9 protein-coding genes and 1 pseudogene are annotated in these 11,418 nt (G+C 65.0%); 7 read left to right on the top strand and 3 right to left on the bottom strand.

All coding sequences use genetic code 11. The annotated features are described in order from the left end of the window. The first annotated feature begins 38 nt into the window (after positions 1-38). The gene (locus tag NUV79_RS16220) at positions 39-446 is read left to right on the top strand and encodes an MFS transporter (RefSeq protein WP_257734122.1); all 408 of its coding nucleotides are present in this window, start codon (positions 39-41) and stop codon (positions 444-446) included. Between the two features lie 414 nt (positions 447-860). Here the strand turns inward: NUV79_RS16220 and NUV79_RS16215 are convergent, their stop codons facing one another. Both NUV79_RS16215 and NUV79_RS16210 read right to left on the bottom strand, forming a co-directional pair. Further along, on the bottom strand, positions 861-1,115 hold the full coding sequence (locus NUV79_RS16215; protein WP_257734121.1) for a hypothetical protein: 255 nt from the start codon (positions 1,113-1,115) through the stop codon (positions 861-863). A 920-nt stretch (positions 1,116-2,035) separates the two neighbouring features. After that, the gene (locus NUV79_RS16210; RefSeq protein WP_257734120.1) at positions 2,036-3,361 is read right to left on the bottom strand and encodes a PQQ-dependent sugar dehydrogenase; all 1,326 of its coding nucleotides are present in this window, start codon (positions 3,359-3,361) and stop codon (positions 2,036-2,038) included. 139 nt (positions 3,362-3,500) lie between these two features. Here NUV79_RS16210 and NUV79_RS16205 point away from each other — a divergent pair, with 139 nt between their 5' ends. The 6 genes from NUV79_RS16205 (at position 3,501) to NUV79_RS16180 (ending at position 11,056) form a co-directional block, all read left to right on the top strand. Further along, the gene (locus NUV79_RS16205; protein WP_257734119.1) at positions 3,501-4,169 is read left to right on the top strand and encodes a cytochrome c oxidase assembly protein; all 669 of its coding nucleotides are present in this window, start codon (positions 3,501-3,503) and stop codon (positions 4,167-4,169) included. Continuing rightward, a complete protein-coding gene (locus NUV79_RS16200) occupies positions 4,147-5,295 on the top strand; it encodes a c-type cytochrome (protein WP_257734118.1) in 1,149 nt (382 codons plus the stop codon). Before NUV79_RS16205 ends, NUV79_RS16200 begins: the two co-directional genes overlap by 23 nt. After that, positions 5,292-6,272 carry a cytochrome c oxidase subunit II gene (coxB, locus tag NUV79_RS16195; RefSeq protein ID WP_257734117.1) on the top strand — a complete coding sequence of 327 codons (981 nt, stop codon included), beginning with the start codon at positions 5,292-5,294 and terminating at the stop codon, positions 6,270-6,272. Before NUV79_RS16200 ends, coxB begins: the two co-directional genes overlap by 4 nt. Next, on the top strand, positions 6,269-8,818 hold the full coding sequence (gene ctaD / locus NUV79_RS16190; RefSeq protein ID WP_257734116.1) for a cytochrome c oxidase subunit I: 2,550 nt from the start codon (positions 6,269-6,271) through the stop codon (positions 8,816-8,818). The genes coxB and ctaD overlap by 4 nt, the downstream gene beginning before the upstream one ends. A gap of 20 nt (positions 8,819-8,838) precedes the next feature. Then, on the top strand, positions 8,839-9,138 hold the full coding sequence (locus NUV79_RS16185) for a hypothetical protein (protein ID WP_257734115.1): 300 nt from the start codon (positions 8,839-8,841) through the stop codon (positions 9,136-9,138). Between the two features lie 737 nt (positions 9,139-9,875). After that, positions 9,876-11,056, top strand: a protein-coding gene (locus NUV79_RS16180) for an IS3 family transposase (protein WP_257734114.1) whose coding sequence is annotated in 2 segments (ribosomal slippage) — positions 9,876-10,140 and positions 10,140-11,056 — 1,182 coding nt in all. Because the reading frame shifts where the segments join, the coding sequence is not laid out codon by codon here. 48 nt (positions 11,057-11,104) lie between these two features. Here NUV79_RS16180 and NUV79_RS25315 read toward each other — a convergent pair. Beyond that, positions 11,105-11,394: pseudogene (locus NUV79_RS25315) on the bottom strand (endonuclease/exonuclease/phosphatase family protein); the annotation flags it as partial. Positions 11,395-11,418 lie beyond the last annotated feature (24 nt).

Raw genomic sequence — 11,418 nt, 5'->3', positions numbered from 1 at the left:
AACCTTCAAAGCGATAACCGCCCCCAACGGGGCCAACATTGCAGGCGATCTCACATTTCGGACAGCTGCCGGACAGGCTCGGCGGCGCAAGGGTGGCGCTGTTCTTCATCGTGGTCGAGACGATGGGCCTCGCGCTGATGTGGCTCGCCTGGTCGGGCCCCGTCGCCGCCCTCGGCGCTGCGCTGACCGGATTCGGCTATGCGCTGGTCTATCCCGGCTTCGGTGTTGAGGCCGTCAGTGAAGCGTCAGAAGAGGCACGCGGCGTCGCGATGGCCGCCTATACCGCATGTCTCGACGTCGCGCTCGGCGTGTCGGGTCCGGTTCTGGGGCTCGTCGCCAGCGTATCGGGACTGCCGGTGGTGTTTCTGGTCAGTGCCGTAGCCGTTTTATGCTCTGCCATCGTCGCATTGCTGATCCTGAGACAGAAGGCCGCGCGACCGGCGTGAGCGGTCTTTTACAACCTGTCCGATGGGCCCTTTCATATCGACGTGGCCGGGGGAGAGCTGGCTGGGGAAAACTGGACAGGCCGGATAAGTGGGTTTTCTGCCTGAACCATGGGCTTTCATCCTTCGAAAGCCCGCCTCCCCGGTCAATTACCTGACGTTGTGTTGCCCGCCTCCAGGGGCGCACTCCAGTATGAGGTCGGACTTGAGCCTGGCGAGTCCCGCCAGACGCTACATATAGCGGTTGCCGTCTTCGTGCATGCATGGCTCTCGATAAAGCTCGCGCTTCACCGCGCTCTGGCGACGGGGCTGCAACTCGGCCGGCTTTCTCAGGACAACCCGTGGGAACGCCTCACGTAATGCGCTCGCGATTCAACGGCGCCTTAGAGGCTCTTAGCCGAGAGGTTCCTGGCCCCATCAGGCATCAGAATTCGGGAGGGCTCCAGCGTCCAGCGCGACACCGATGCCGACGGTTTCGCTGCCCACGCGGGAGGCCCTCTCTTCGACGTATTGCCGGCGACTCGCCGCAGTGTTCGGCAGCGCCTTATCCTCAAGCCAAGCCAAGAACTCGTCCGGCCGGATCGTTACGATCTGAAGGGCGCGACCCCTCGCGAGCCAGGCATTGATGACGTTCAGCGCTGACGCATGCCAAACGTCGTAATCGCTCGGCATGTCGTCGTGGTCGTGAGCCAACTCCCAAAGTCGCTTAAAATCTGCGCGTTCGTACCATGGTAGCGCGACCGTATACGCCTCTACTGTGGGTTTCATTTTTTTGGCCGATCGTCCGCGTGCGACGCGATAACTGAGGATGCTAACCGCCCAATCGGGGGTTGTCGGCTCGCGCCATCAGGCGCTTCCAACTAACGTAAGTCAACCCAAAGGTGCGATTTGCAGCAAAGGCAGAGCAGGCCACCTGCCCGGCATAGGGCTTCGCTACGTTGGCGCCTCTGCCGGGGAACCAGCTTCAATCAAGTCGTTATAGATGGAGACCAACCCAAAGGCTCCGCGGCCGACCGTTACGATGGCCGCCAGGCGCTAGATTGTCGCTAATGGCGCTAGGAGCTCCAATTGCCGAGCGATAGTGTTTTTCCGCTTCGCGCGTGAAATGGGCGTTACTGCCGATCCGTCGGCCAGGCGTGTCGTTGCGTGAGATGGGTCGAAGGTGTACGCGCCGGGCTTTGAAATGAACAAATAGCGCACGCTAGGCGTAGTTCCTTGGAGCGAGGAATTGCGATGAGACACGACGATGGGCGTCCGGAAACGAAGCGTGAAGCGCGTTCGATCGCGCGGCTTATGATCATCGCCGCATTGACTGCTGCAATCCCGGCCATTGCGGTAGCTGCAGCCTGGGTTTGGTGGAGCTCCGGCTCATAAAGATCGCGCTTGCGGAACTTGACTTATTGGCCATCTTTACACGGATGGGCTTTTCGACGAGCTGAAGAAGCTCGGCGAATGGGGCACTCTACGCGGAGCAGCTCCAGCGTGAGACTGGGCGTTATCGGGCCTCCATCGGTAATTCATCAGGTTCAGCATCTGCCATTGCCAGGCGTGTCGGCGTGAAAGCTGATGTGCGTTCTCGAATCGGCTCGCAATTAGCGTGGTGGAAGCACCAAACGCCAGATCGCATTGCCGACATCGTCGGCGACAAGGAGGCCGTTCCGACGATCGACCAGGACACCAACCGGCCGACCTCGCGCCTCGCCCTTGTCGTTCAGGAAGCCCGTCAGGATTGGTCGCGGCATGCCGCTTGGCTTGCCTTCGGCGAAAGGCACGAAGATCACGCGATAACCAACCGGGTTAGCTCTATTCCAGGAACCGTGCTGACCAATGAAGGCGCCGCCGGCATAGGCCGGGCCGATCTGCCCCTCCTTTGCGAATGCTAGCCCCAGCGATGCGGTGTGGGAGCCCAGCGCATAGTCCGGCTTGATGGCATTCGCTACGAGTTCGGGCCGCGGCGGCTTCACCCGCTCGTCGACGGTGTAACCGTAGTAGCTGTAAGGCCAGCCGTAGAAGCCGTCGCGCTTCACCGAAGTCATGTAGTCCGGCACGAGATCGTCACCGATCTCGTCACGCTCGTTGACGGAAACCCAGAGTTCCTTCGTGACCGGGTTCCAGTCGATGCCGACGGGATTGCGCAGCCCGCTCGCGAAGAGCTGGGTGGCGCCGGTCTTTGGATCGATCTCCAGCACCGCCGCGCGGTTCTGCTCTTCCGCCATGCCGTTCTCGGCGACGTTGGAATTGGAACCGACGCCCACATAGAGTCGCGAGCCGTCGGCGCTGGCGACGAGGCTCTTGGTCCAGTGATGGTTGCGGCCCGCTGGCAGATCCGCGACCTTGACGGGCCTGGCGTTGCTTTTCGTCTCGCCTGCAACATAGGGCACGCGCACCACCGCGTCGGCATTGGCGATATAGAGCTGGTCGCCCACTAGAGCCATGCCGAAGGGCGAGGTCAGGTTTTCCAGATATACGCTCTTCGTCTCCGCGACGCCGTCTGAGTCTGCGTCCCGCAGCAGGCTGATGCGGTTGGCGCTGGGGGTCTTGGAACCGGCGCGCTGCATGAAGAGCCCCTGCACCCAGGCGCGGATGCCGCCCTTCTTCTCCTCGGGTTTGGGAGGCGCGTCGCTCTCGGCGACGAGAACGTCGCCATTGGGCAGTTCGTAGAGCCAGCGTGGATGTAGCAACCCGGTGGCGAAGGCAGTGACCTGACCGCCGGCGAGCGGCGTCGGCTTTTCGCCTTCCTTCCAGCCGACGGCCTTGGCGACCTTGATGGTTGGCAGCCAAGAGGATTTCGGAGCCGGCAAGGTCGGATTCGGCCCGTATCCAGCCTCCTCGGGCAATGGCTTATCGCCGCATGAGGCAAGGGGCAGCGTCAAGGCGACGACGCCGACAAGAAGAATGAACTTGTGGGATCGTGCCATGCTGGCCTCCGCATCCGGCTGTGATCGTTCGGAGGTCAACGTGGAGAACCTACAGAGGTTCGCAGGCGCTCAAGTTTAGCGGCGGGGGGCGGGAACTGCGGCGCGAACTCCCGGTTGTCGGTGCAGGGGGAGCTTTCGCTTGCGGCATCTGCAGAGATCGGACGCGACTCAGAACGTCACCGGGCCCGTGCTGGCCGGTGTCGCTGTGCTCGCGCTGGTCGGCGTTGCGAGCGTGCCGTTTCTCGACCTCGGTCCCCTGTCGCTGCAGATGCTGCAGCATCTCACAGTCATGAATATTGCCGCGCCGGTCCTGGCGCTGGGCGTGCCGCCGGCTCAGGCCATGCGGCGTGGCTCCCTTCTCGCTCCCGCGACCTTGCAACTGATCGTCCTCTGGGCCTGGCATATGCCGACGCTCCAGCAGCTTGCGGCAGGCTCGGCTTTGGCCCAGCTCGGTTTTATGGCCATGCTCGCCGGCAGCGCAGTGTGGTTCTGGCACGCGGTCATCGGTGCGGCCCGCACGGGTGGATGGCAGGCGCTGGGCGCGCTGCTCTTGACCGGGAAGCTCGCCTGCCTGCTAGGCGCCCTTTTGATCTTCGCGCCTCGGGATCTCTACGGCCTGCCCGGTCTTGCCCTGGCGCTGTGCATCACCGGCCCGTCAAGCCTGGACGACCAGCAACTCGCCGGATTGCTGATGGTGACGGCCTGCCCCCTGAGCTACCTCGTCGTCGGCGTTGCGCTGGCGGCGCGCATGCTGACCCGGCTCGACGGAGCCCGGAGCCGATCAGATGTCTCCGCTCGCGCGAGCTAGGCGGATCGCGGCATGGGTGCTCGCGACACGCGGCCAGCTCGCGCTGACCGCGGCCGCGACTATCGTGGCAGTCGTTGTCGTCGGGCTGCTCTTCGCCTGGTCGGGCGTCTACAATATCGCCGCCAGCCGAGGCCATCTCGCGATCACGGACTGGATTCTACGCTTCGGGATGGAGAACTCCGTCAAGGCGCACGCGCCGGACGAGGCGCTTCCGGAAGGACAGGACGAGGACCGCGTCAGGCTCGGTGCCGGGCACTACCATGCCGGTTGCGCCTATTGCCACGGAGCACCGGGCACGCCGGTGAGCCCTGTCGCTGCGAAGATGCTGCCGCCGCCGCCGAACCTGAAAGACAAGGTCGGGGGCTGGAAGGATGGCGAGCTGTTCTGGATCGTCAAGCACGGCCTGAAATACGCCGGCATGCCGGCTTTCCCGTCGCTGGAGCGCGACGACGAAATCTGGGCCGTGGTCGCCTTCCTGCGCCTGCTGCCACAGCTCGACCGTGCTGCGTATCGCGAGCTGGCCTTGGGCGAGGTCGAGCCGGAACGGGCCAGCGGCGCCGAGATCGCCGAGAGCGGCGACGATCAGGATGCGATCGGGGCCTGTGCGCGCTGCCACGGCAACGGCGAGGGCCCGACGAGCCGGCTCGTGCCGCTGCTGCACGGCCAGCCGGCGGCGATGATCGAGAACGCGCTCCGCGACTATGCCGCCGGGTTGCGCGACAGCGGCATCATGCAGACCGCCGCGACCGACCTGACCGATGGCGCGATCAGGAAGCTCGCAGCCCATTATGCCGGACTGCCGCGGCCGGAGATCGAGCCCGAACGAGCGGACCCGGAAACCCTCGCGCGCGGGGAGAAGCTGGCGCGCGAGGGAGATCGCTCCCGTGGCGTGCCCGCCTGCCTGAGCTGCCATGACGAGCAGGCGATTCCGACATTTCCGCGCCTGGCAGGGCAATCCTCTCGTTATACCGAGGGGCAGCTTGCGGCCTGGCGGGCTGGCCTGAACGGCCGCAGCCCGACCGGGCGCATCATGGCGCCGATCGGCCGCCGCCTCACAGCCGAACAGGCCCGCGACCTCGCCGCCTATTTCGCCAGCGTGACGCCGGCAGGGCAGCCGCGGCGATGAAGGTTCTGCGCGCTCTCGTGCTCGGCACTGGCCTGCTTATGCTGACAGCCTGTCAGCGTCAGTCGGCGTTGGCGCCGGCCGGCGAAGAGGCTGCGCGCGTCGCCCTGCTCAGCTGGATCCTGTTCGCCGGCGCGGCGGTGATCTTTGCTGTCGTGCTTGTGGCGCTGGGGTTCGCGATCGCCGGCCCGGAGCGGATACGGCGGTGGCTGCGGGCCGAGGCGGCGATCCGGTTGTGGGGGATCGCCTTTCCGGCGGTCACGCTTGCCGTGCTGCTCGGCTACGGGCTCTGGCTGATGCGCGAGACGGTCGCGAACCCGCGCCAGCCCGAGATGCGCGTCGAGGTCACGGGGGAGCAGTTCTGGTGGCGCGTCACCTATGACGGCCCGGCCGGCAAGCCGGTCGCCGAAGCCAACGAGATCCGCATCCCCGTCGGTGTCGAGGTCGAGTTCGTGCTGCGCAGCGCCGACGTCATCCATTCCTTCTGGGTGCCGAGCCTTGGCGGCAAGCTCGACATGATCCCGGGACGGACCAACCGGATGTGGCTCAAGGCCGAGCGCCCCGGCATCTATCGCGGCCAGTGCGCCGAATATTGCGGAACCGCCCATGCGCAGATGGCGCTGGAGATCGTGGCGATGCCCCAGCCTGAGTTCGACGCCTGGCTCGCCGCGGCCGATAGCCCTCCCGCGCCGGCCGGCGAGGCCGTGGAGCGCGGAGCTGCTCTCTTTCTCGCCTCGGGCTGCGGCGCCTGCCATGCCGTGCGCGGCACGCCGGCCGCAGGCGCCATCGGCCCGGATCTCTCCCGCATGGGCGGACGGCGCTTCCTCGCCGCCGCGACAGTGCCGAACACGACCGAGAACCTCGCGCGCTTCATCGTGGAGCCGGCCGCGCTCAAGCCGGGCAGCCTGATGCCGCCCTTCGCCATCCTCTCGGGCGAGGAGCGACAAGCGATCGCCAACTATCTTGCGAGCCTGAAATGACGGCCTCCGACTCTCACGCTCCGGACGAAGCGGCGGGCCTGCCGTCCGCGCTGCCGCGGCCCGAGGGCGAGCGCGAGCGCCTCGAGGCCGTCTGGCGCTCGCCGCGCGGCTGGCGCGTCATCACCGAGGTCAACAACACCGTCATCGGCTATTTCTACATCGCGACGGCGTTCCTGTTCTTCCTGCTCGCCGGCATCCTCGGCCTGCTGATCCGGCTGCAGCTCGCGGTGCCGGGAAACGATTTCCTCTCGCCTCAGACCTACAATCAGATCTTCACCATGCATGGCACGGTGATGATGTTCCTGTTCGCCGTGCCGGCGGTGGAGGCGGTGGGCATCCTACTGCTGCCGCAGATGCTCGGTGCCCGCGACCTGCCGTTCCCGCGCCTCGGCGCCTTCGCCTTCTGGGCCTATTTCGTCGGCGGCCTGGTGTTCTTCTGCACGCTGTTCTTCGGCACGGCGCCGGATGGCGGCTGGTTCATGTATCCGCCGCTGACTGGCGAACGCTTCTCGCCCGGAATCGGCGCCGACTGGTGGCTGCTCGGCATCGGCTTCATCGAGATTTCCGCGATCGCCGGTGCGATCGAGATCATCGTCGGCGTGCTGCGCACGCGCGCTCCGGGCATGACCCTGACGAAGATGCCGATCTTCGCCTGGACGCTCCTGATCTTCGCGGGGATGATCGTCTTCGCCTTTCCCGCCGTGATCCTGGCGACGATCCTGCTGGAGCTGGAGCGGGCCTTCGGCTGGCCCTTCTTTATCGCCGAGAAGGGCGGCGATCCGCTGCTCTGGCAGCACCTGTTCTGGTTCTTCGGCCACCCGGAGGTCTACATCATCTTCCTGCCGGCGGCGGGCATGGTCTCGATGATCGTACCGACCATGGCGCGGGTGCCGCTGGTCGGCTACCGCCTGATTGTGGTGGCGCTGATCGCGGTCGGCTTCTTCTCCTTCGGGCTGTGGGTCCACCATATGTTCACGACAGGGATTCCGGCGCGTTCGCTCGGCTTCTTCTCGGCGGCGAGCATGGCGGTGGCGATCCCGAGCGGCATCCAGGTCTTCGCCTGGATCGCCACCATCGCGGCAGGCCGGCTCAGGATCACCGTTCCGTCGCTCTTCGTGATCGGCTTCCTGATCATCTTCACACTGGGCGGGCTGACCGGCGTGATGGTGGCGATGGTGCCGTTCGACCGGCAGGCTCATGACAGCTATTTCGTCGTCGCCCACCTGCACTATGTGCTGTTCGGCGGCATGGTTTTTCCGCTCTTCGCGGCGATCTACTACTGGGCGCCGGCCTTCAGCAGGCGCCCGCTCTCGGAACGGCTGGGGCGCTGGTCCTTCGGCCTGATCTTCCTCGGCTTCAATATCGCCTTCCTGCCGATGCATGTGACCGGGCTGATCGGCATGCCGCGACGCGTCTACACCTATCCGGCCGGAATGGGCTGGGAGACGCTCAACCTGGTCTCGACGCTCGGCGCCTTCATGCTGGCCGCGGGCATCCTGGTCTTTCTCGTCGACGTCATCAGCAACATCCGCCTGACGACCGCGGAACCTGCCGGCAATGTCTGGGATGCCGGTTCGCTGGAATGGCTACCCAACCATGCCTTCGGCACGCGCAGCATTCCCAGGATCGACAGCCGCGAGCCGCTCTGGGATCGGCCAAGCCTCGTCCGCGAGGTCGAGGCGGGCGCGCATTACCTGCCCCGAACCGCGACCGGCGGGCGCGAGACGATCGTAACCTCCCCGGTCGAGGCCGAGCCGCAATATGTGATGCGGCTGACAGGCCCGGGCTATGCCCATTTCGCGGCGGCGGTCTTCACCGCCGGCTTCTTCCTGCTGCTGACGGTCAAGGCCGTGGTGCTCGCCGGTCTCTGCGGCATCGGGGCCATCGTCGCGATCATGCGCTGGATGTGGGAATGCGATCAGGCGCCGGTCGGCGAGATCGATATCGGCGGCGGCGTCAGGCTGCCGAGCTATGCCTCGGGATCGATGTCGCATAGCTGGTGGGCGATGGTCGTGCTGATGCTGGTCGCCGCCGCGCTCTATCTCTCCTATCTCTTCGGCTATCTCTATCTCTGGACCGTCGCACCGCAAGTCTGGCCGGGGCGAGAGCAGCTTTCGGCACTCCCGGCCCTACTGGTGCCGATGGTCTTGCTGATTGTCAGCGGCCTGCTCCTCGAGGCCTCCAGGCGGCTGCTCGACGGCGGAGGCGGGCGGCGCGGCATCATCGCCGTCCTCTTGCTGCTGGGAGCGATCGCTCTCGTCGGCGCGCTCGGCGTCGACATTCTGCAGCATTGGCGGGCGGGCCTCAGGCCGCAAACAAGCGGTTACGCCGCCATGGTCTATGCGAATGCCGCGTTGCAGGCGCAGATCGCGGGGGCCGTGCTGCTCTCTGCCGGATTCGCCGCAGCGCGGCTGGCGACGGGGCGGGTCGACCGCATACGCCGCGTCGTCTTCGACAACCTTGCGCTGCTCTGGGCCTATTCGCTCGGACAGGCCGCCTTCGGCCTCGCGCTGACACATGGCTTTCCGCGGCTGGTGGCGACATGAGAGCGGCTTCGTCTCTGCGCTTGGCCGCCAACGTCATCGTCGGCCCGATCCTCTGGGCCACTCATTTCCTCGCGGTCTATGCCTCGGAATCACTGCTCTGCCGGGCCGGCCTGCCGGGCTGGCACAATAGTTTGGCGACGGGGGCCACCCTGGCGGCACTGATGGTTATAGCTTGGCACTTTGCGAGCTTGTGGCGCCGGACAAAAATTGCGGGAGCCTGGCATGAACGCACCCACATCGCGATCGCCTTGGACGTACTCTCGGCGCTTGCTGTCTCCTTTACGGCACTGGCGGCCGCAGCCTTGCCGGCCTGCGTCTGAACTTGTGATGCGTGAGATGATTCGAGGCATGCGTCTGCGACTCGCGGTTAGTTTGTGGGATGAACCTGAGCAGTCATGAGGAGCGAGATTCCCGCTGGGAAACCCCGGCCGTCGAAGAAAATTCTGCAGCAAGGAGGCGATCGCCTACGTCTACGCCGGCGAAAGCGAGCGGGAAGCCTGTCGAGCCCGTGCGATTAGAGCGGCTCTGATACGACTAAGACGGTCGTTCTCGAATCTGCAGCGGGTGGCGACTTTCGGCAATGGAACTACCGCTGCGTACATCGTCGCTCGGGAACGGGAGGATCGGTTTGCGACGACGCGCTCGAACCCTGAGCCAGACAACTTGCCCGGCTCGCATTGGCGTATTCAGGAGGTGGGCTAACGCTAACGCTGAGATAGGATTCAAAGGCATAAATCGCCCCAAATTCGGAGGGCATTCCCTTCGCACCCGCCCGTAACCCGGAGCCCCGAGGGCACGGCTTTGGTTTGGCTAGAACACGATCATTCTATGGACTAGTAGCAGCCTGCGGACGTCCTGACTCTGGAGCCGGCAAAGTGGCGGCCAAGACCAATAGGAGGTCGGAAATGGCAAACGGAAACCGTGAACTGCTCGACGATCGGATCGCGCTCCTGCGAAGGCAGGTCTCGGACCTGACTCAGCGGGCCTCAGCTGCTGATCCACCCCCGTTGAATTGGTCCACCCTGAACTATGTCTTTTGGCAGACAGGAGGACCGCAATGCCGAAGAAGCGTCACAAGCCCGAAGAGATTGTCGCGAAGCTGCGCCAGGTCGATGTGCTGGTCTCGCAGGGTCAATACGTTGCCGATGCGATCCGCTCGATCGGCGTGACGGAGGTTAGTTATTACCGCTGGCGCCGAGAGTTTGGCGGCCTGAAGACGGATCAGGTGAAGCGGATGAAGGAGCTCGAGGCCGAGAACGCCCGGCTTCGTCGCGCCGTCGCGGACCTGACGCTCGACAAGCTGATCCTGAAGGAGGCGGCTTCGGGAAACTGGTAAGCCCCGCGCGTCGCCGTGCCTGCATCGATCATGTTCGGCTCGTCCTGAAGGTGTCGGAGCGGCGGATATGCCATGTGCTCGGACAACATCGCTCGACCCAGCGCCGGATCCCGCGCGGACGCGACGACGAGGAGAGGCTTACGGCCGACATCGTCGAACTGGTCCGCCGCTATGGCCGCTACGGCTATCGCAAGATCGCCGCGCTGCTGCGCTCGACGGCAGGCTGGGTGGTCAACGACAAGCGGGTTGAGCGCATCTGGCGACGCGAGGGGCTGAAAGTTCCAGCCCGACAACCCAAACGCAGCCGTCTCTGGCTCGCGGACGGAACCTGCATCCGCCTTCGCGCCGAGCGGCCCAATCACGTGTGGTCCTACGACTTTGTCGAGGACCGCACCCATGATGGGAGAAAATACCGGATGCTGAACATCATAGACGAGTTCACGCATGAATGCCTGGCAATCCGCATCGATCGCAGGCTGAAGGCGATCGACGTCATCGACGTGCTCTCGGATCTGTCCATCCCGCGCGGCGTGCCGGAGCATGTTCGGTCAGATAACGGGCCCGAATTCGTCGCCAAGGCCGTGCAGGACTGGATCGGTGCGGTCGGCGCCAAGACCGCCTATATCGCGCCCGGAAGCCCCTGGGAGAACGGCTTCAACGAGTCGTTCAATGCCCGGTTGCGAGACGAGCTTCTCGACGGCGAGATCTTCTATACCCTCGCTGAAGCGAAGATCGTCATCGAAAGCTGGCGGCGCCACTTCAACACGGTGCGCCCGCATGGCTCGCTCGGCTACAAGCCGCCGGCTCCGGAAGTCTTCGTGCCCGCCATGACCGCGCGGGCGGCTGCGCTATCCAGACCGGCTACGCCGCCTGCGCTGGCGCCGAGGCCAACCGTCCACTAACAATCCCCATGGACCTCTCGGCGGGGGCGGATCAAGTGTCACGTGCGCTGCGGCCTCGATGTACCGGCTGTGGATATCGTCGGGGTCTCCGGGCAGCCCCCGGCGCGTCAGGACCAGCGGGCTGCCTCGCTTTGCAAGGATGGCGACGCCGTTCCAGCTCTTCTGGCCCTGCCAAATTGCCTCATACCCCGCCTGCCGCAGTTCCCGCTCTGGAAATCGGGCGTCGGAATATTTCAGCTCCTGCAGGCAGACCACATCCGGCCAGTCCTGCTTGAGCCAACGCAGGAGAACCTGAAGGCGGCCGTTGATGCCGTTAACGTGTAAGTAGCGATTTTCAACGGCGCCTGTCCTCGCGACGCGCA

Origin of the sequence: Allobosea sp. 47.2.35 (genome assembly GCF_024655635.1) — a bacterium.
Lineage (GTDB): Bacteria > Pseudomonadota > Alphaproteobacteria > Rhizobiales > Beijerinckiaceae > Allobosea.
Note: the sequence above shows the minus strand (reverse complement) of the source record. Positions and strands in the feature narration are given on the sequence as shown.